This is a genomic window from Arthrobacter sp. MDT2-3, assembly GCF_059090465.1.
Genome location: NZ_JBNHFS010000001.1, coordinates 914,248 through 932,261, shown reverse-complemented (window position 1 = coordinate 932,261; position 18,014 = coordinate 914,248). Strand labels below are relative to the sequence as shown.

General features: G+C 66.7%; 19 protein-coding genes. 7 read left to right on the top strand and 12 right to left on the bottom strand.

What is annotated here, in order from left to right; all coding sequences use genetic code 11:
* Position 1 precedes the first annotated feature (1 nt).
* The 10 genes from rfaE2 to AC5RUQ_RS04270 all read right to left on the bottom strand — a co-directional run bounded on the left by rfaE2 (position 2) and on the right by AC5RUQ_RS04270 (position 10,980).
* The gene (rfaE2, locus tag AC5RUQ_RS04315) at positions 2-1,567 is read right to left on the bottom strand and encodes a D-glycero-beta-D-manno-heptose 1-phosphate adenylyltransferase (protein ID WP_493946159.1); all 1,566 of its coding nucleotides are present in this window, start codon (positions 1,565-1,567) and stop codon (positions 2-4) included.
* Complete coding sequence (locus AC5RUQ_RS04310; RefSeq protein WP_493946158.1) at positions 1,564-3,024, bottom strand: aldehyde dehydrogenase family protein; 1,461 nt, start codon at positions 3,022-3,024, stop codon at positions 1,564-1,566. The genes rfaE2 and AC5RUQ_RS04310 overlap by 4 nt, the downstream gene beginning before the upstream one ends.
* A gap of 41 nt (positions 3,025-3,065) precedes the next feature.
* A complete protein-coding gene (locus AC5RUQ_RS04305; RefSeq protein WP_163164856.1) occupies positions 3,066-3,767 on the bottom strand; it encodes an SDR family oxidoreductase in 702 nt (233 codons plus the stop codon).
* Between the two features lie 72 nt (positions 3,768-3,839).
* Complete coding sequence (locus AC5RUQ_RS04300; protein ID WP_493946157.1) at positions 3,840-5,258, bottom strand: PfkB family carbohydrate kinase; 1,419 nt, start codon at positions 5,256-5,258, stop codon at positions 3,840-3,842.
* Positions 5,255-5,983, bottom strand: a complete 729-nt coding sequence (locus tag AC5RUQ_RS04295) for a D-sedoheptulose-7-phosphate isomerase (RefSeq protein ID WP_493946156.1) — start codon at positions 5,981-5,983, stop codon at positions 5,255-5,257. The genes AC5RUQ_RS04300 and AC5RUQ_RS04295 overlap by 4 nt, the downstream gene beginning before the upstream one ends.
* Positions 5,980-7,233 carry a glycosyltransferase gene (locus AC5RUQ_RS04290; protein WP_493946155.1) on the bottom strand — a complete coding sequence of 418 codons (1,254 nt, stop codon included), beginning with the start codon at positions 7,231-7,233 and terminating at the stop codon, positions 5,980-5,982. The genes AC5RUQ_RS04295 and AC5RUQ_RS04290 overlap by 4 nt, the downstream gene beginning before the upstream one ends.
* Positions 7,230-8,264 carry a glycosyltransferase gene (locus AC5RUQ_RS04285; RefSeq protein WP_493946154.1) on the bottom strand — a complete coding sequence of 345 codons (1,035 nt, stop codon included), beginning with the start codon at positions 8,262-8,264 and terminating at the stop codon, positions 7,230-7,232. Before AC5RUQ_RS04285 ends, AC5RUQ_RS04290 begins: the two co-directional genes overlap by 4 nt.
* The gene (locus AC5RUQ_RS04280) at positions 8,261-9,349 is read right to left on the bottom strand and encodes a glycosyltransferase family 9 protein (RefSeq protein WP_493946153.1); all 1,089 of its coding nucleotides are present in this window, start codon (positions 9,347-9,349) and stop codon (positions 8,261-8,263) included. The genes AC5RUQ_RS04285 and AC5RUQ_RS04280 overlap by 4 nt, the downstream gene beginning before the upstream one ends.
* Entirely contained in the window at positions 9,349-9,885 is a 537-nt protein-coding gene (locus tag AC5RUQ_RS04275; RefSeq protein ID WP_163164868.1) for a D-glycero-alpha-D-manno-heptose-1,7-bisphosphate 7-phosphatase, read from the bottom strand. Before AC5RUQ_RS04275 ends, AC5RUQ_RS04280 begins: the two co-directional genes overlap by 1 nt.
* A 165-nt stretch (positions 9,886-10,050) precedes the next feature.
* The gene (locus AC5RUQ_RS04270) at positions 10,051-10,980 is read right to left on the bottom strand and encodes a sigma-70 family RNA polymerase sigma factor (RefSeq protein WP_493946152.1); all 930 of its coding nucleotides are present in this window, start codon (positions 10,978-10,980) and stop codon (positions 10,051-10,053) included.
* A gap of 147 nt (positions 10,981-11,127) precedes the next feature.
* Here AC5RUQ_RS04270 and AC5RUQ_RS04265 point away from each other — a divergent pair, with 147 nt between their 5' ends.
* A complete protein-coding gene (locus AC5RUQ_RS04265) occupies positions 11,128-12,183 on the top strand; it encodes an NAD-dependent epimerase/dehydratase family protein (protein WP_493946151.1) in 1,056 nt (351 codons plus the stop codon).
* Positions 12,184-12,227: 44 nt separating this feature from the next.
* Here the strand turns inward: AC5RUQ_RS04265 and AC5RUQ_RS04260 are convergent, their stop codons facing one another.
* The gene (locus AC5RUQ_RS04260; protein WP_493946150.1) at positions 12,228-12,752 is read right to left on the bottom strand and encodes a hypothetical protein; all 525 of its coding nucleotides are present in this window, start codon (positions 12,750-12,752) and stop codon (positions 12,228-12,230) included.
* Positions 12,753-12,944: 192 nt separating this feature from the next.
* On the opposite strand from AC5RUQ_RS04260, the gene AC5RUQ_RS04255 reads away from it, so the two are divergent.
* From AC5RUQ_RS04255 to AC5RUQ_RS04230, 6 genes are all read left to right on the top strand, one after another.
* A complete protein-coding gene (locus tag AC5RUQ_RS04255; protein WP_493946149.1) occupies positions 12,945-13,919 on the top strand; it encodes a hypothetical protein in 975 nt (324 codons plus the stop codon).
* Positions 13,919-14,350, top strand: a complete 432-nt coding sequence (locus AC5RUQ_RS04250) for a phage holin family protein (RefSeq protein WP_493946148.1) — start codon at positions 13,919-13,921, stop codon at positions 14,348-14,350. The genes AC5RUQ_RS04255 and AC5RUQ_RS04250 overlap by 1 nt, the downstream gene beginning before the upstream one ends.
* Positions 14,347-15,021 (top strand): DUF3618 domain-containing protein, encoded by a 675-nt coding sequence (locus AC5RUQ_RS04245; RefSeq protein ID WP_493946147.1) that lies wholly within the window; start codon positions 14,347-14,349, stop codon positions 15,019-15,021. The genes AC5RUQ_RS04250 and AC5RUQ_RS04245 overlap by 4 nt, the downstream gene beginning before the upstream one ends.
* A 110-nt stretch (positions 15,022-15,131) precedes the next feature.
* The gene (locus AC5RUQ_RS04240) at positions 15,132-16,328 is read left to right on the top strand and encodes a YihY/virulence factor BrkB family protein (protein WP_493946146.1); all 1,197 of its coding nucleotides are present in this window, start codon (positions 15,132-15,134) and stop codon (positions 16,326-16,328) included.
* Between the two features lie 363 nt (positions 16,329-16,691).
* Complete coding sequence (locus tag AC5RUQ_RS04235) at positions 16,692-16,949, top strand: hypothetical protein (protein WP_493946145.1); 258 nt, start codon at positions 16,692-16,694, stop codon at positions 16,947-16,949.
* Between the two features lie 99 nt (positions 16,950-17,048).
* The gene (locus tag AC5RUQ_RS04230; protein WP_256249403.1) at positions 17,049-17,225 is read left to right on the top strand and encodes a CsbD family protein; all 177 of its coding nucleotides are present in this window, start codon (positions 17,049-17,051) and stop codon (positions 17,223-17,225) included.
* Between the two features lie 107 nt (positions 17,226-17,332).
* Here the strand turns inward: AC5RUQ_RS04230 and AC5RUQ_RS04225 are convergent, their stop codons facing one another.
* Complete coding sequence (locus AC5RUQ_RS04225; RefSeq protein WP_493946144.1) at positions 17,333-18,010, bottom strand: O-methyltransferase; 678 nt, start codon at positions 18,008-18,010, stop codon at positions 17,333-17,335.
* Positions 18,011-18,014 lie beyond the last annotated feature (4 nt).

Sequence of the window (18,014 nt, the reverse complement as noted above, 5' to 3'; positions counted from 1 at the left end):
CCTAGCTGCCCGGCACAGCCCCTTCGCCTTCCCGGATCCGCTTCACCACAGCCGTGGTGGACCGTTCCGCCACATAGTCCAGAATGGCCACCCGGCCGCCGTACTCCTCCACTGCCGGCGTCTCGGCGAGCATTTCCGGGGTGTAGTCCCCGCCCTTGGCATAAACCTCGGGCCGGAGCTGCGCGATGAGCGGGGCCGCGGTGGGAGTGTCGAAGACAGTCACGTAATCCACGCAACTCAGTGCCGCCACCACCGCTGCACGGTCCGCCACCCCGTTGATGGGCCGGCCGGCGCCCTTAAGCTTTCGGACCGAGTCGTCGCTGTTAAGCGCCACCACCAGCACGTCCCCCAGCTGTTTCGCCTGGTTGAGGTAGCGCGTGTGGCCGCTGTGCAGCACGTCGAAGCAGCCGTTGGTCAGCACGATGCGCTGGCCCTGCGCCCGGTGCAGCTCCAGCTGCCGTTGCAGCTCGTCCGCACCCAGGGCAGTGTCGGCGAAGGCCTTGAGGTACCGGCTGAGCTGGCCTGTACTGCAAACGGACGTGCCCGGCTGGTGCACCACCACGTCCGCGGCCGACTGCGCCAGGTCCAGGCTCGCCGTCAACGGCAGCCCGGCAGCGCGCGCCAGGGTCAGCGCAGCCACGAACGTGTCGCCTGCACCGGAGGCCTGCTTTTCCGCGGCCGGACGGGCCCACGTACGGTGCGTCACGCCGTCGGGCCTTAGCAGGACGGTGCCGTCACGGTCCAGGGTGACCACCACGGCCCCTGCGCCCGTGGCTTCCAGCAGGGCATCGGCGTGCTTGCTTACCTCTGCCACCCTGTCCTGCCCGTCGGGAAGCCGCAGGTCCAGCATGCGCGCCGTTTCCTGCGCATTCGGGGTTACCAGGTCCGGGCGGAGCGGCGCCCAGGGCCGGGGGTCGTGCGAATCGACCACCAGCAGCGGACGATCCCCGCCGGCAGCCGGGGCGGCGAGAGCATCCACCAGGCTGGCCCGCACCGGATCCGCCAGCACCCCGTTGCCGTAATCGCAAACCAGCACGGCGTCCTGCTGGTCGACGGCGGCACGCACGGAAGCAGCCAGCGCGGCCAGCGCTTCGGCCGGCACCGCCTTGGCGGAGTCGTCGATGCGGAGCATCACCTGTCCGCCGCTGCTGATGCGGATCTTGGTGGTGGTCACCATGTCCGGGTGGCTGTGCAGGTGGCTGACATCGATGCCTGCATCCACCAGCTGGCTGCGCAGGTCCACGCCGGCATCGTCGGTTCCGATGATGCCTGCCACGGAGACCCGGGCACCGAGGGCTGCCAGGTTCATGGCGGTATTGGCGGCCCCGCCGGGAACGGACTCCCGGGTTTGCACGTCTACTACCGGGGCGGGGGCTTCCCGGCACAGCCGTTCGATGCTGCCGCTCCACCAGCCGTCCAGCATCAGGTCGCCGATTACCATGATCGCCGGCTCTTCCGCGGCCAGTCGCCCTGGCAGCCATTCGGAGAGCGCCCGCTGGCTGGAAAGGTCCACGTCGGCAGGCTCAACCGGGAGGTCGGCAGGCAGGTTCTCCGGTGACAGACTCATGACCCGTCCTGCTGTTCAGCCGCGGATTCCGCATCCGCCGCCGCGTCAGGGGCTGCAGACGGAGGCGCCGCAATGTGCACCACCTTGACCCGGCTGAACTCGTCCAGGAGTTCCGGGCCGTAGCCGAAGCCCGCGCCGCTTTCGCCCCGCGGCTGGGCAGCACCGCCGGGGGCGCCGCCGAACACTTCGTTGATCTTCACCGTCCCAACCGGGAGGGCAGCGACTGCCCGCTGGATGTGGGCGATGTTGTTGCTGAGAACGGTGGCAGCCAGGCCGTACCTGCCACTGCATGCCAGGCGGAGCCCCTCGTCGAACGATTTCACCACCTGCACGGGGGCAACGGGTCCAAAGGTTTCCTCCGTCATGACCTGCATCCGGTCCGTGCATTCCAGCAGCACGGTGGCGGGGTAGAAGGAGCCCGGGCCGTCCGGGAGGGCACCGCCCTCGACGGCATGCGCACCCTGCCTCAGGGCGTCAGTGACCTGCGCGTGGACCTCATCCCGCATCCTCAGATCCACCAGCGGGGCCACTGACCCGTTGCCGTTACGCACAGCCGCTTCGGTTTCCAAGGCTGCGCAGAACTCTGCGGCGATGTCCTCATGGACGTAAATCCGCTCAACAGCCACGCAGATCTGGCCGCTGTTGCTGAAGGCACCAATTGCCGCCTGCTCGGCAGCCCATAGCGGGTCAACGTCCCGGTCCACCAGCAGCGGATCATTTCCCCCGTTCTCCCGGATGACGTGGGCACCCGTCAGCGCTCCGGCCCTGGCGATCCGCGCTCCGGCCGCACTGGAGCCCACGTGCGCGATGACGTCCACCTCTGACTGGGCAAGGAGTGCACCAACGCCGGCGCCGCCCGAAATCGTCTGGAAAACGCCGGGCGGAAAGCCTGCCGCCAGGACTTCGCCCAAGGCCTCACCCAGCCGCGGGCACCGCTCGCTTGGTTTGTGCACCACGGTGTTGCCGGTAGCCAGCGCGGCGCCGATCAGGCCGCATGCCACCGCAACGGGATCGTTCCACGGGGTCAGCAGGACAGCCACGCCGCGGGGCTCGGCAACGGTGTAATCGGAGGCAAGCCGGTTGCCTCGCAGGCTGTGCCCCCGGTGGACGGGCCCCAGCTCCGCGTACTGTTCCAGCGTGGAAACCCCTGCGCCGATGCCGGCGAGCGATTCCTCCACCGGCCGCCCCGTTTCGCTGGCGTTGAGTTCCGCGAGCTCCCGGGCCGCTGCAGCGAGCGCCTTTGCCGCAGCACGCAGTGCCGCACCCCGCTCGGCCGGCGCAGTGGAAGCCCAATCCGCCGCAGCGCTCCGGGCCACCTCTACCGCCTGGGACACTGCTTCCGGTTCGGCCTCCGGCACAGTCCAAAGGACGTCACCGGTTCGTGGGTTCCGGATGGTGATGCCGTTGCTGTCGGCGGCTTCCGGGCGTGCAGTCGTTTCTGTAGCAATGGTGGGCATGAGATTCCTCCCGTCGGTTCCGGCCTGGTCGTATGTGGGGTTTAGGGCCAGGAGCCCTCTTCCTCGTGGCAGATCAGCATCTCGCGGACCTCGCATCCGGTAGGCTGGGACAGCGCGAAGAGGATGGCCTGGGCCACGTTGTTGGGGTCATTGAGCCGCGAATCGTCCTGGGGCTTGTACTGCTCTGTGCGGTCGTCGAAGAAGCGCGTCTTCATGCCGCCGGGGATCATGGTGGTCACGCCGATTTCGCCGCCGGTCTCGGCAGCCAGCGCGTGGCTGAATCCCACCACACCGAACTTGGATGCGCAGTACGCCGTTGCGTCGGCCACGGCGCGCTTGCCCAGGGTGGAAGCGACAGTCACCACCCGGCCGTGGGAGGACTTCAGGTACGGCAATGCTGCGCGCACCACTGATACGGTGCCCATCAGGTTCACGCCGATGACCTTCTCCCACTCTGTGGCCTCGACGTCGGCGAGCTTGCCGCAGCGGTCGATGCCGGCGGCAGTGACCACTGCTTCGAGCCCACCAAGGGATTCCGCGGCTTCGCGTACGGCGGCCTCCACTGCCTGCCGGTCCGAGACGTCCACTTCAAAGGCTTTCACGGCGGATACGTTGCTGATATCGCGGTCCAGGACCACCGGAGTGCCGCCCGCCTTCAGGACGGCGTCGACGACGGCGGCACCCAGTCCGGAGGCACCTCCGGTTACGAGTACGCGGCCGGGGGTGTTTGATTCTGCAGTCATGGTGTTCCTTTCAACGGGGAATACAAAACTTGGGTTGGGCGGGCGTGACCAGACGGTTTAGCCCACCCGGTTTCAGCTGACCTTTGCGAGGGCGTCGGCCAGGCCCGTGGTGGAACGGGCCGGGTGGTACGGCACAGTGAGGCAACGGCCGCCCCAGCTCTCCACCAAGCTGGCCTCGGGCAGGCTGGCACCCTTGTAGTCGCCGCCCTTGACCCAGATGTCGGGGCGAAGGCGTTCGAGGGCTGCCTCAGGTGTGTCTTCGTCGAAGACCATCACGGCGTCCACGCATTCCATGGCCAGGAGCAGTTCGGCCCTGTCATGCTGGCCGATGATGGGACGCTCCGGCCCCTTCAGCCGCCGCACGGAATCGTCCGAGTTCAAGCAGACGATCAAACAGTCGCCCAGCTCACGGGCAGCGGCCAGAGACCGGACGTGCCCGGCGTGCAGCAGGTCGAAGCACCCTCCGGTGGCCACTACCTTCCCGCCGTTTTCCCGCACGGCGCGGGCCAGCAGCAGGGGATCGTTGACCCGGGGCTTTGGCTGCGCGGGCTCCCCGCCGCTATCGGGAAGGGCGGACACCCCGCCGTTGGCGAGGAAATCTGCGGCGTCATGGACGGCAAGTTCCGCGGCTTCGGCAAGGTCCCGGCCGGCCAGAAGGTGCACAGCGAGGCTCGCTGCGAGCCGGTCGCCGGCACCACAGGGATCGCCGGCTTCCACCCGGGGCGCGGGAACAGGCTGCGGGCTCCGGTCACGCCGGCACAGGACGGCGCCCTGCTCACCCTTGGTGACCAAGACAGCGCGGCTGCCCCATTCCTCCAGCAGGACCGCGCCGGCCTCTGCGGCCGGATCCCCTGCAGCAGTGTCCCCGCCGTCCCGTGACGCGCCATCCTGCGGGGCGCGGTTTTCTTGCCGGCCGCGCAACTGCACGGCCTTCCGGGCCTCGGACAGGTTGGGCGTGACGACGGCGACTCCCGGCACCGGGTCTGGCCCGGCAGGATGCGGGTCCCAGACTATGGGCACGTGCCCGGCGAGCCTGGCCAGGAGCTCGCGGAGCTGCGGGTTGGCCGCCAGCCCCCGGCCGTAATCGGCCACGATGATCACGCCCGCCTTCTCCACCTCGCGGAGCATGGCGGGGCTGACATCGGGGACGGGAGCCTTCTCGCAGCCCTGGTCGAACCGGACCACCGGATGCGATCCGGCCCGCACGCGGGTCTTGACGGGCGAGGCATGGCCGCTTGGACCTGCCACAAGCCGCACTCCGGCGAGGTGGGCCTCAAGCTGCCGGCCGGCGTCGTCATCGCCCAGGACCGTCACCAGCGTGACGGGCCAGTTGTCCCCGGCAAGCATCCGGGCCACCAGCCCTGCTCCGCCGGCACGGCGCTTGACGCCGGAAACGTCCACCACCGGTACGGGTGCGTCCGGGCTCAGCCGCGTGGCCTCGCCGGACAGGTCCACGTCCAGCATCACATCACCAACGACGACGATCCTCATGCCCTGCCACCCCCCTTCTGCAGGGTGAGGTTCTGCAGGCCCACAATATCCGTTGAGCTGTGCCGTGCTACTTCCAGGTCGAAGGCGCGGCAGATTGCGTGGAGGGCGATCAGATGGCCCTCCTGGGCGTTGGCGTTGAGGGCGTCAATCATGACGGCCTCGTCGCAGGCGTCGGCCAACGGGTTGGGTCCGGCTCCCGTGAGTGCCCAGGTGGTCACGTTCAGGCGGGCCGCGACCTCGGCGGCCCGCAGCAGGTTGGGGCTCTTGCCGCTGGTAGACAGCAGTATCAGTACGTCCCCGGACCGGCCATGCGCCCGCACCTGGCGGGCGAAGACGTCGTCGTAGCCGTAATCGTTGGCAATGGCGGTCACCGCTGATGATTCCGCGTGCAGGGAAATGGCGGAAAACGGAACCCGCTCGCCGTCGAACCTGCCCACCAGCTCCGCGGTGAGGTGCTGGGCCTCCGCTGCTGAACCGCCGTTGCCGGCGGCAAGCAGCCGCTGGCCGCGGAGCAGGCGCTGGGCCAGCTCCACACCCCAGGCCGCAAGCCGGCCGGACTGGCTCCGCAGCGATTCGAGCGCCGGTACCACGTTGTCCAGGTGGATACGGACAGCATCTGCACTGGCCGGGTCCACAAAGGTGGCACCTGGCAGCACCGCGGGCAAGGCGGCAGGCGTTGCCAAAGTTTGCAGGTCAGCCTCACGCAGGGATGATTCCGGAGTCACAGTGCTGCTCCTTCCATCGGGACAATACCGGCGGCAGCACCGGCCACCGCCAGCTGATAAGCCTTTTCGGTTTCGGCCGCTACCCGGTCCCAGGAATACCGGGTGCGGGCACGCTTCTTCCCCGCGCTGCCAAGCTCCGCCCGCAGGGTGGGGTCTTCAAGCAGCAGGGCGAGCGCCGATGCGATGGCTTCTGGATCCCGCGGCGGCACGTGCAGGCCTGTCCCCTGGTCCACCACAGTGTCCCGCAGGCCACCCACTGCCGCAGCAACAACGGGGACACCGCAGGCCATGGCCTCCAGCGGGACGATGCCGAACGGTTCGTACCAGGGTGCGCACACCACGGCGTCGGCGCTGCGGAAGATCCCGGGCATCTCGCCGCGGGACACCTGGCCCTGCAGGCTCACCTGGTCCGAGACGCCCAATTCCGCTGCCAGGTCCATGAGGCGCCGCACTTCGGGGTCGGCATGGAGCGCGCCGGAGTCTCCGCCGCCCCCCACAATCAGGAGTTCGACGTCCTCAAAACCCGCCTCGCGAAGGTAGGGGAGCGCCCGGATCACCAGGTCCACGCCTTTGCGCGGCACCAGGCGGCCTACGGAGAGGATGCGGTGGGTGCGCTTCCTGGCGGCAACGGGACCCTCAACGGAAAAGAAGCCGAGGTCCACGCCGCAGGGGGCGATGGAGATCTTCCCCGTGTTGATTCCCATCGCCTTGAGCTCGAAGACCTCATCGGAGCAGGTGGCGACGATCCGGTCCGCGGAGCGTCCGACGCCGGGCTCCAGCCACCGCCGCTCCAGGGGGCTGGTGTCCTCTGCGCCCTGGTGCCGCCGCTTGACGGTGCCCAATGCGTGGAAGGTCTGGATGACGGGCACCCGGTAGCCCTGGTCCGGCCGCCTGGCGGCGTCCAGGGCGGCGACGCCGGACATCCAGAAGTGCCCGTGGACCACATCGGGCGGCCGGTGGCCCCAGTCCCGGGCCACGCCGTCGGCAAGTTCGCCCATGTAAGGAAGCAGTTCGTCCTTGGGAACATGGCGCGCCGGGCCGGCGTCCACGTGGACCACCTCCAGGCGGCGCCCCACGCGGACCCTGGCCGGGAGCTCCGTTGCATCCCTGCGCGTGTAGACGGTGACGTGGTGGCCACGCTTGGCAAGGGCTTCGGACAGCGCAGCAACGTGCACGTTCTGCCCGCCGGCGTCCACCCCGCCCAATGCCGCCAGCGGACTGGCGTGCTCGGAAATCATGGAGATTTTCATGGGGTCTTCCTCTCTCCCGCCGGAACAAGGATCTTCCTGTCCAGGCGTTCGTTGTCGGAGTGCCGGAGCCGGCCGCCCAGGTCCGCCAGGAGCTCATCCCAGCGGTCCTGGAACCTGCCCAGGCCGTAGCGTTCCAGTGCCGCCTCACGGGCGGCAACGCCCCGCCGTCGGGCTTCATCCGGATTGTTGACCAGCCGCCGCGCACAGCGGAGCAGCTCATCGATATCGGCGGAAACGGCGCCGGCCTCCGGCGGCACCGCCCGCGGCGCTTCAGTGGTTGCCAGGGCGACCACCGGCATCCCCAGGTGCATGGCTTCGAGCAGGGACAAGCCCAGGGAGGTCCAGCGCATGGGATGCACATAGACGCGGCAGCGGGCCAGTTCCCGGTGCAGTTCCCGGGTCTGGAGGTCGCCGCGGGCCGTCAGCCGGGACGGGTCAATGCCGGCGGCGGCAGCCAGGCCGTCGGTCTTCATGCCGAAGACCTGCAGCGGCGCTACGGAGGCGAAGGCGGGCAGCAGGTCGGTCCCGGTGACACGTCCCCTGCGGATGGGCTCGTTCACCACCACGCCCAGCTCCGGCAGCTCCCCTGTATAAAGCTGCCCCGGGTCCGGGATTCCGTGTTCGATCACCAGGCTGCGGGCTGACCCGTTGTCCCAGGCCAGCCTATTGAAATGGGTGACATGCACCAGGGGGATGCTGTGCTGGTCCGCGAGGGGATGCCGTGTGAAGGGGAAATCGCCCTTAGGGGTGTTGTGCTCAAGGTACACAGCGGGCAGGTCAACGCCGGGCCGCCGGCCCAGCAGACGGGCAACTTCGTCAATTTCCTCGGGTCGTTGAAGAACGACGGCGTCAACGGCGTCGGCGTCCAGCGCCGCGAGGTCCACCTCCCGCACGGACGCCGGCCAGTCCCTGCCGGCACGGCCAAGGCCCCAGGCACCACCTTCCGGCAGGACGGGAAGGAGGTACTCATGACGGCCGCGGACAAACGCATCCGTCCAGGAACCGTGGACATGCCAGAGCAGGATTCTCATCTGTTGCGGGCCTTTCTACGGGTACTGACGTGGGTGCTGAAGGAGCTGACTCCGCCGATCAGGCGTTCTACGGCCGCCACCACTTCCTCGGGTGAAACGGAGTCAAGGCAGGGGTGGCCAGGGACGGGGCAGACACGGGCCCGTGTCATCCGGCAGGCGGCGTTCTGGTCGCCGAGCAGCTCAAGTGATACTCCGTACGGCGCCCACCGGATGGCCGGCACTACCGGCGAAAAGAGGCACGCGACGGGCGTGCCCACTGCTGCCGCGAGGTGGGCGGGACCGGTGTTGCCGGTGACGACGGCGTCGGCCCCCGCCATGACTCCCGCCAAGGTGTGGAGGTCCGTCTGCCCGCCAAGGTCGAGTGCGGATGGCCCGGCGACGGTGGCAGTCAGCGAAGTCTCGCCGGGACCGCCGGTCACCACGACGCGGTGGCCCGCACCCTGAAGAAGTTCGACGGCGGCCGCGTGGTGCAGCGGCGGCCATGCCCTGGCGGGGACGGCGGCGCCGGGGTGGACCACCACGTAGGGTTCCTCACCCACCAGTCCACGGACGTTGGGGACGGACGTGAGGCGGAGTTTTCCGTCGTCGCCTGCCGGGAGCCGGAATCCTCCCGCCTCCGCGATGCCCAGCGCGCGTTCCGCCTCGGGCTGGTCCTCAGGGAAGTCTTCGCCCGGCTTGAGCCGGACATCCAGCAACGAGCCGGCGTAATCGGTGGAGGCACCGGTGATTCGTTCAACACCGGCCAGCCGGAGAAGCAGGGCGAGCGGCAGGGGTGACTGGTGGAAGGAGGTGAGGATGACCGCTTCGGTGATCCTGGAATTCCGAACGTACTCGATCAGCCTGTCAGCGTGTGGGCCGGTCATCTTGGGCGCAGGATTCATGATCCATGGGCTGTCCCAGCTGTAGACCTCCGCGGCGCCCGGCAACATACCCGCCGCCGCCTCGCCCTGCCTGCCGCAGAGCATCACCACGTGGTTTGGCCGGCTGCCGTCCGGGAACCGTCCGTTCGCCACGGCCCGCACGGCGGGTCCTGCCAGGAGAACGTCGCCCATGCTGTCCAGGCGTGCCACCAGGACGCGGCCCATCAGGGCCGCTCCGATAGCAGCGAGACGGCCTCGGCCAGGTTGCGGGCCACGAGCTGGGCCTCGGCCACTTCCTCGGCCCTTGTCACCGGCGTTGGTACCAGGACACCGGTTGCTCCGGCGGCTTCGGCGGCAAGGACGTCAGCACCAATGTCGCCGATCAGCGCCGCCTCCGATTCCTGGATGCCCAGCTTCCGGCAGGCGCTCTGCACCATCCCCGGCGCAGGCTTGCGGCAGTCACAGCCGTCCTGTTCGGAGTGCGGACACACCTCCCACACGTCAAAGGGGCCCAGGAGCTCTTCCACCCGGGCGTTGACGTCCGCCACGTTGGCGGCGGTAATCAGGCCGCGTGCGATTCCCGACTGATTGCTGATGACTCCGGTTGCTATCCCATCGGCACGAAGTGCATCCAGGACCGCCTTGGCACCCGGCATTGGTGTGACCAGGCTGGGGTCGCCGTTGTAGGGCACGTCGACCACCAGGGTCCCGTCCCGGTCGAACAGGACAGCGCGGAGCTTGGAGGATACGGAGCTTCCCATATCCTCCCTGTTCCCCACTGCTGCTGCTCCTAAACAGGGGCTGCTGCTTTTCTCGTCTTTCCGCTCGTGCGGTGTCAGCGGTTTGAACAGGCAAGATACCGCTGCTGATGCTGCTCCTGGCCCGTTCGGAGCCTTCTCCTGGGGCCCATGGATGGCCTTGCAGGGCTACCTGCCCCTGGCCCGCGGGCCGCTCCGGCGGGCAGAATTTTTGCTGGACACTCCGGTGCCGGCGGCACGGCGGACGGGGCCTACAGAAGCGGTGGACCCAGTGGGAAGCTCCTGCTCCTCACGGCCGCCGTCTCCCTGGGTACTGCTCAAAAGCCTGCGCTGGAGTTCAACGAGGACCCGGGCCAGCCGGCGCGAAACCTGCATCTGCGACATCCCCAGCCGCTTCCCCAACTGAACCTGGGTCTCCTCGCAGAAGTAGCGGCGGTAAAGGAGTTCCCTGTCCGCGGCGTCCAGGTCCTGCATGGCCTCCCGCAGGCAGGCAAGGTCCTCAAGCCGCTCCAAGGGCGTCTCGGGGCAAGCCAGTAAGTCACCGATCGAGGGAGCGTCGCTGTGGACGTTCGCCGCGTCCAGGGAGTCCGGATGCATGCTGCTGGACGCCGAGATGGCTTCCTGCACCTCGGCAGCATCCGCCCCTAGCTCCGCGGCCAGCTCGGCCACGCTGGGATTCCTGCCCAGGGACTGCACCAGCTCCGGCTCCACCCGGAACATCCTGGTGCGAAGGTCTTGGATGTTCCGGGGCGGCCGGACCACCCATGTGCGGTCACGCAGGTATCGCTTCAACTCCCCTGCGATGGTTGGCGCAGCGTATGCGGGGAAGCTCTCACCCTTGGTCTGGTCGAAGCCGCGGGCGGCCTTAACCAGGCCAAGATAGGCCACCTGGTTCAGATCTGCCCGTTCCCGTCCCCGGGCTTCGAAGCGGCCGGCGAGGGCCTCGGCAAGGTCCAGATAACTCAGGACCAGGTCATTTTCGAAGGTCTCCCGCAACCGCCCGGCCTTGGCGGCTGGGCGGTTGTCATTCGGTGGTTCCAGGCACGGCTCCTGGACAGGCGTAGCGTCCACGGCAAGCGCGGCAAAAGATTCGGGCATTGTCGTTGGTTCCCTCGGTCTGGTTCCGAAGCCTGCGGCAAGACTTAGCCATAGGAAATCATAAGGTTGCTTATAAAACAATCCTTCGCGGCATTAGGCTCGGCATGTAAGACGAACTGCATACCCCCCTGCCAAGGAGCTTTTGTCATGCGCATCGCCGTTATCGGAGCCAGTGGAAACGCAGGAACAGCACTGCTTCGGAACCTGCAGGCCAAGCTGTCCAGGAAGCCGGAAAGTCTGCAATTGACCGGGATCAGCAGGCGCCTGCCGGACACGTCACAGCCGCCCTATCGGGGCGTGGAGTGGCGCACGCTGGATGTGGGGCTGGAAAGCGACCGCCCAAAGCTGGAATCGGCGCTGGCCGGGGTGGACTCCGTTGTCCACCTGGCCTGGCAGATTCAACCGAACCGGGACCTGGACCAGTTGTACCGGACCAACGTCACGGGAACAGCGAATGTCCTGGAAGCCGCGCGGACGGCCGGCGTCAAACAGGTCGTCTGCGCGTCATCGATCGGTGCCTACAGCAAGGCACCCAAGGACCGGCGCTCGGATGAGTCCTGGCCTGCACAGGGCATGGCCGGCTCGCATTACAGCCGGCACAAGGCAGCGCAGGAAAAACTCCTGGACGAGTTCGCGGCAGCCGAGCCGGGTATCGCCGTCGCAAGGCTCCGGCCCGGGCTTATTTTCCAGCGGGACGCCGGGAGCGAGATCGGCAGGTATTTCCTCGGACCGCTCATTCCCCGGCTCCTGCCACGAAGGCCCTGGCTTCCGCTGCTGCCCGCTCCGGACAACCTGATTTTCCAGGCAGTCCACGCGGACGACGTGGCTGAAGCCTACTGGCGGGTCATCGACCAGCGGGCTTCCGGGCCCTTTAATATTGCAGCGGAACCGGTACTCACACCCCAGGAACTTGCCCGCATTGTGCGGGCTCAAAGAATCCTTCCCATACCCATGGGCCTGCTTCACAAGGCCGTGGGCCTCGCCTGGCGGCTCCGGCTGATACCGACCGACTCGGGCTGGGTTGAGATGGCGGCGGGGGTACCGGTCATGGACACCGGCCGGGCGCGCCGGATCCTGGGCTGGGAAGCGAAGACTTCATCAGTAGAGGCAGTTCTTGATGTGCTGGACGGCATAGGAAGGGGGGAAGGAGTCACTCCCTCCCCCACCCTAAAACCGAGGCACGGCACTGCGCCTAAGAGCTAGGTGCAGCCCCCGCCCCTCGACTCAGCGCCGCCCCGCGTAACGGCCTAGATGCCTGAGCGCGGATTGTCGCGATCCAAGTGCGAGCCGCCCTGGCCAGGGTTGGCGCCATCGTTGCGGCGGTCCTCGCGGGCGCCGTCACGGGCTCCTCCCGCCCCGCGGGCAGTGTCAGCAGCATCGCGGGCCGCATTGGGGCGATTGGTGGTGCCCCGGTTGGCGTCGCGGTCCCCCTTGATGTCGGGGTCGAGCTCGTCCGCTTTCCGCGTCCGTTCACCCACGTCTTCGCGGATCGCCCTGGCCTCGGCGGCCTGCTGATCCGCATGCTGGCTCAGTCGCGCTGCTTCAACCTGCGCCTGTTCTGCGTCCGCCTTGGCGCGTGCCGCCTTAGCCTCCCGTTCCCGGGCGTCAAGTTCCCTGTTCTCGGCCTCACGGCGGATCTCCGCGGCCTTCTCGCGGTGCGCATCGTCCCGCTTTTGCTGAATCGCCTTTCGCCGGCGTCCTGTTGCGAGCAGCAGCAGCACGATCAGCACCACCACGACTACGGCAATTACCACCCAAATCCACGGAGCCATTTCCAAATTACCCACCACTTCCACTTCGATGTGACCGGGCCGGCGGAGGCCATTCCGGCTGACTTTTTGGAACCGTTAATAACTCGCTTAGCAAGCGTACTTACCTTTTATTAGTAATCATGCTTATTATTTTAGGGCCAGTATCGCTGGTTCTTGATCAACAACCGGCCTTCTTGGAAAGAGAGAGCGAAGATGACAGAGAACCAATGGCCCGAGGATCCCGCCTACACGGCTCCGCCGGCCTCTACAGGAATTCCGGGCGAGCGAAGCGCGAGCACTTTCCCGTCCGCCGCCACCCCCCAATATGGCGAGGCACCAATCGGTGACGCCTCGGGGTCGTCCCGCAAGGACGCAGCAAAGGAAGAAGCAGCTGACGTAGCCCGGACCGCGAAGGGCTCCGCCCAGAATGTGGCCCAGACGGCGAAGGAAGAAGCCGCCCACGTTGCTTCCGAGGCGAAGTCCAGCGCGCAGGACCTGCTGTCCCAGGCAAAATCAGGGCTTTCCAGCCAGGCCGGCACCCAGCAGCAGAAGGCGGCCGAAGGCATCCGCACCATTTCCAGCCAGCTGCAGAGCATGGCGGACGCCCCGGACCAGCAGGGCATGGCCAGCGACCTGATCCGGCAGGCTGCGCAGCGCAGCGAGTCGGTGGCTTCCTGGCTTGAGAACAAGCAGCCGGGCGACTTGCTGGGCGAAGTCCAGAGGTTCGCCCGCAACAAGCCCGGCACCTTCCTCCTGCTGGCCGCCGGCGCCGGCGTCCTCGCAGGCCGCCTGACCCGCGGCCTCACCGCAGGCACTACCGAAACTGCAACCCCGTCCGGCAATGCCGGCACTGCAGGACTTTCCGGCCAGTACTCCAGCCCCTACGGCGACCAGTACACCGAGGGTTACACCCCTGCCGGCGGAACAGTCCCGCCTCCCCCGGTCCAGCTCCCCGGCCCGGCCACCACCACAGCTGGTTACGACGGCGGCGCCCCGGGTACCGGCTACCCCGACGCAGCACGTCCCGCCAGCCCTCTCGACAGTCCGCAGCTGGTGGAAGAGGAGCCCTGGTCCGGAAACCGGACAGCTGAGGACCCCTTGGGTGATCCCCGGCTGGCCGCTGATCCGCTGGATGATGATCCCCTCGCTCGGGACCGGCGTGCCGGCGGGCAGTCAGGCGGGCTCTGATGAGTAGTTCTATTCCGGAGCCGCCGCCGAGTGAGGCGCATGTGAAGGCGGACAACGCGTCGTTGGGTGAGTTGCTGGGTGATGTGACCCGGGATCTGTCCACCCTGATGCGCCAGGAAGTCGAGCTCGCCAAGGCCGAACTGAAACAGTCCGCCACCAAGGCAGGCAAAGGCTCTGGCATGCTCGCCGGAGCCGGCGTGGCCGGGCACTTCGTCCTGGTGTTCCTTTCCCTGGCACTGATGTTCGCCTTGGGCGCCCTGATGCCGCTGGGCTGGGCCGCCGTGATCGTCGCCGTGATCTGGGGCATCATCGCCGCGGTCCTGGCCTCGATCGGCCGCAAGGAACTCAAACAAATCAAGGGCATGCCCCAGACAGGCGAAACACTCTCTGAAATTCCCGAAACCCTAAAACCAGGTGAGGTAAACCGATGAGCGATAACCCGGACGCAATCCGCCAAGACATTGAAGAAACCCGCGCACGCCTGGGCACCAACGTGGACGCGGTCGCCGACAAAGTTACCCCCTCCAACATCGTCCACCGCCAGACTGAAAAAGTCACAGAATCAGTGAAGGACGCCGTGACAGGGGTCAAGGAGAAAATCATGGGAGCAGCAGACTCAACCACCACCCGGGTCCAGGACAAGGTCTCCTCCGGCACCGGGCACGCCGGGGACGCCCTGCACAGCACCGGCGAATCCCTGCACGGCGCCAAGGACGCCGCCGCCGCCAAACTCTCTGACGCCGGCACCGCACTCTCCCACGCACCGGACCAGGTCAAAGCCAAAACCCAGGGCAACCCCCTGGCCGCCGGCCTGATCGCCTTCGGCGCCGGAATGCTCGTCTCGTCCCTGATCCCGGCCAGCCAAAAGGAACGCGAAGCAGCCCAGCAGCTCAAAACCGCCGCCGAGCCCCTCGCCACCCAGGTCACCGACGCCGCCAAGGACATGGTCCAGGACCTGAAGGAACCAGCCCAGCAAGCCATGGACAACGTCAAAGCCACCGCCACCGACGCCGCCCAAAACGTCAAAGCCGAAGGCCAAGGAGCCGTCACCGACGTCAAAGACCGCGCCACCGACGCCAAAACCAACGTCCAAAACACCTGACCCGCCACTAATCGCGGCACCAAGAGGCACGAGCACCATCTGAGAGGCCGGCCCCGCCATCCCGCGGAGCCGGCCTTTCAGTTTTCGCACCCTTATCGAGAGGACACCCCATGGCCACTCACGACGCATCCGAGAGCAGCACAGCCAAAGCACGCCAGGCACCGGATCCCAACGACTCACGGAAGCCGGACAGCCCCAAGGACTTGGACAAGCCGAACTGGAAGTACATTGCCAAGAAGACCCTGCGGGAATTCAACAAGGACCAGTGCCCGGATCTCGCTGCTGCGCTGACGTATTACGCGGTGCTGTCGCTGTTCCCGGCCATCCTGGCACTCGTTTCATTGATCGGACTTTTCGGGGATCCGCAGAAAACCACCGACGCCCTGCTTCAGATCGTGCGGGGCTTCGCTCCTGCGGAGACTGTCAACACTGTCAGCGGCACGGTATCGGAACTGGCCAACGCTCCGGCCGCAGGATTGACCCTCGTGCTTGGTCTTGCCACCGCCCTCTGGTCGGCTTCCGGGTACGTGGGCGCCTTCGGCCGGGCCATGAACCGGGTCTACGAGGTGGACGAGGGGCGGCCGTTCGTTAAGCTGCGCGGCACCATGCTGATAGTAACCCTCCTGTCGGTAGTGATCATCGCGATCCTGGCCGGCATGCTGGTGCTTAGCGGGCCGGTGGCAGAAGCGGTCGGCGGCCTGATCGGGCTCAGCGGCGCTTTCCTCGCCATCTGGAACATTGCCAAGTGGCCGGTCATGGTCGCGCTCATCATCGTGATCATCGCTGTCCTCTACTACGCGACTCCCAACGTCAAGCAGCCCAAGTTCAAGTGGATGAGCCTCGGTTCCGGCATCGCACTTTTTGTGTTCCTGCTGGCGTCGCTCGGCTTTGGCTTCTACGTAGGCAACTTCGGAAACTACAACAAGACCTACGGCGCCCTGGGCGGCGTGATCGTGATGCTGCTGTGGCTGTGGATCCTGAACATGTCCCTGCTCTTTGGCGCCGAGTTCGACGCCGAGATGGAGCGGGGCCGCCAGCTCCAGGCAGGTATCGAGGCAGAAGAGACCATCCAGCTGCCGCCGCGTGACACCAAGAAGAGCGAAAAACTGCAAAAGCAAGAGGAAGAGGACATCAAGCACGGACGTGAACTCCGCGAGAAGTACAGTGCGGAGAACGGCAAGGACGGGGACTCCGGGGAAAACGGAGACAACGGCCAGGCCGGCAACCAGGACACTGGCCAGCCCAGGGAACCGCATCGTGACCGGGTACGGAACAAGCTGCGTGACCGTGGCACCAGCCGGGACTGAGCAGTTGAAAAACGGGGACTGCGGCGAGCGGAAGCCTGTAGACGGGCGCCGCAGTCCCGGGGACTAGGCAGGACCTGCCAGATGGGGGAAAATTGTGTTGGAGGGTCCTGTACAGGCTTCCCCGGTCAACAACAAGGTGGCCCGGGACAAAGACGGGGCCGGCGGTGAGATGGCCTCTTCTGAGACCGAGGCCAGTCCCCCCAGTCGCCGTCGGCCCCCTCGATCCAGTGAAATTCCCGGCGTAACTGGACAAAACGAGCCGTGCTGCCATACGTTCATGATTACCCTGCTGGTTCCCTTGGGATCCGGCAGTGCCGCTGAAGCAGAAACGGCGGCAACACGGTCGACCCCGAATGAGCGAATATGCCTGCTACCCATTTTGAAGATTTTCTTGCCGAAGCAGTTGTCGCAGACAGGGAGCCCGGCCTGGGCCTCCGGCGCGATGAGCTCTACGGGCTGTACACCAGTTGGTGCCTCCTCCACAACGCACCGCTCCAAGCTCCGGAAGCCCTGTGGGAGGCGCTTCATTCCCGCGGGATCAACCCGGACAGCAACAACTTGTCCATGACGGGCCCCGCCGCCGCCGACTACATTGTGGCGAGTGCGCCGGACCTGGTCTGACAAAACCTATCGAACCTGTCGAAGCTACCTTCCGCTGGTTAGCATTGAACATGGCCAGCGGTTACTGTCCGCAGGCCACCAGCCGAAGGGAGAATCACCATGGGTTTGGATGACAAGATCGACAACGCCGCAGAGAAGATGGGCGGCAAGGCCAAAGAGGCTACCGGTGCGGCCACCAATGACGAAAGCCTTCGGTCCGAAGGCAAGATGGACCAGGCCAAAGCGGACCTGAAACAGGCCGGCGAGAAAGTCAAGGACGCTTTCAAGAAAGACTGAGTCCCTCAGGAAGGGTCTGCTGCGGAACACCGCGGCAGGCCCTTTTGCTTTGCCCGATCAGTGGCAGCGCCGGATCAGTGACCGGGGCTGTGGCACCCTCCGCAGCCCTACTTGATCAGCGCGAGAGCGAATCCGTCCCAGCCCTTAGAGCCCACTGTCTGGATGACGGTGGCATCCAGCCTGGGATGGCCGCCCAACAGCTTGAGCGCATCAACAATTCCCTGGGCATTGACGGGATCCATGCCGGGGTCCATGACGGCACCTTCCCAGATGGTGTTGTCCAGCACGATGGTTGTCCCCGGGCGCCCCAGGCGGATGGCCCAGTCCAGATAATGGCTGTTGTTCTCCTTGTCCGCATCAATAAAGATGAAGTCAAAGGGTTCACGGTCCTCCTCTGCCAGAGCGGCGAGCGTGTCCAGGGCCGGTCCCAGCCGGATCTCCACCTTCTGCCCCAGGCCTGCCGCGTCAATGTTGGCCCACGCCACCTCCGCATGCTTGGGGAGGAATTCGCAGGTGACCAAAGTGCCGTCGTCGGGCAGTCCCTGCCCCATCCAAATTGTGCTGAAACCGGCCAGGGTGCCTATCTCCAGGACGCGGCGCGCGCCGGAGAGCTGAACCAGGAGCTTGAGGAGCTTGCCGGCGTTGGGCGCCACCTCGATGGCGGGCATGCCGGCGGCAGCCGCGGATTGCACGGCCCTGAGCAAGCCTGGATCAGGATGGACCACGACGTCGGACAGGAACTTCTCCGCGGCAATCCACTCCGGCCGGGGCTTGTGCTCGAACATGAGG

What these genes read in the sequence shown, in the direction of transcription:
- AC5RUQ_RS04225 (WP_493946144.1), bottom strand. Translation starts at nt 18,010, where the DNA reads ATGTTCGAGCACAAGCCCCGGCCGGAGTGGATTGCCGCGGAGAAGTTC.
- AC5RUQ_RS04235 (WP_493946145.1), top strand. Translation starts at nt 16,692, where the DNA reads ATGCCTGCTACCCATTTTGAAGATTTTCTTGCCGAAGCAGTTGTCGCA.
- AC5RUQ_RS04285 (WP_493946154.1), bottom strand. Translation starts at nt 8,264, where the DNA reads ATGAGAATCCTGCTCTGGCATGTCCACGGTTCCTGGACGGATGCGTTT.
- AC5RUQ_RS04250 (WP_493946148.1), top strand. Translation starts at nt 13,919, where the DNA reads ATGAGTAGTTCTATTCCGGAGCCGCCGCCGAGTGAGGCGCATGTGAAG.
- rfaE2 (WP_493946159.1), bottom strand. Translation starts at nt 1,567, where the DNA reads ATGAGTCTGTCACCGGAGAACCTGCCTGCCGACCTCCCGGTTGAGCCT.
- AC5RUQ_RS04255 (WP_493946149.1), top strand. Translation starts at nt 12,945, where the DNA reads ATGACAGAGAACCAATGGCCCGAGGATCCCGCCTACACGGCTCCGCCG.
- AC5RUQ_RS04280 (WP_493946153.1), bottom strand. Translation starts at nt 9,349, where the DNA reads ATGGGCCGCGTCCTGGTGGCACGCCTGGACAGCATGGGCGACGTTCTC.
- AC5RUQ_RS04245 (WP_493946147.1), top strand. Translation starts at nt 14,347, where the DNA reads ATGAGCGATAACCCGGACGCAATCCGCCAAGACATTGAAGAAACCCGC.
- AC5RUQ_RS04275 (WP_163164868.1), bottom strand. Translation starts at nt 9,885, where the DNA reads ATGGGAAGCTCCGTATCCTCCAAGCTCCGCGCTGTCCTGTTCGACCGG.
- AC5RUQ_RS04310 (WP_493946158.1), bottom strand. Translation starts at nt 3,024, where the DNA reads ATGCCCACCATTGCTACAGAAACGACTGCACGCCCGGAAGCCGCCGAC.
- AC5RUQ_RS04290 (WP_493946155.1), bottom strand. Translation starts at nt 7,233, where the DNA reads ATGAAAATCTCCATGATTTCCGAGCACGCCAGTCCGCTGGCGGCATTG.
- AC5RUQ_RS04300 (WP_493946157.1), bottom strand. Translation starts at nt 5,258, where the DNA reads ATGAGGATCGTCGTCGTTGGTGATGTGATGCTGGACGTGGACCTGTCC.
- AC5RUQ_RS04230 (WP_256249403.1), top strand. Translation starts at nt 17,049, where the DNA reads ATGGGTTTGGATGACAAGATCGACAACGCCGCAGAGAAGATGGGCGGC.
- AC5RUQ_RS04270 (WP_493946152.1), bottom strand. Translation starts at nt 10,980, where the DNA reads ATGCCCGAATCTTTTGCCGCGCTTGCCGTGGACGCTACGCCTGTCCAG.
- AC5RUQ_RS04240 (WP_493946146.1), top strand. Translation starts at nt 15,132, where the DNA reads ATGGCCACTCACGACGCATCCGAGAGCAGCACAGCCAAAGCACGCCAG.
- AC5RUQ_RS04265 (WP_493946151.1), top strand. Translation starts at nt 11,128, where the DNA reads ATGCGCATCGCCGTTATCGGAGCCAGTGGAAACGCAGGAACAGCACTG.
- AC5RUQ_RS04260 (WP_493946150.1), bottom strand. Translation starts at nt 12,752, where the DNA reads ATGGCTCCGTGGATTTGGGTGGTAATTGCCGTAGTCGTGGTGGTGCTG.
- AC5RUQ_RS04305 (WP_163164856.1), bottom strand. Translation starts at nt 3,767, where the DNA reads ATGACTGCAGAATCAAACACCCCCGGCCGCGTACTCGTAACCGGAGGT.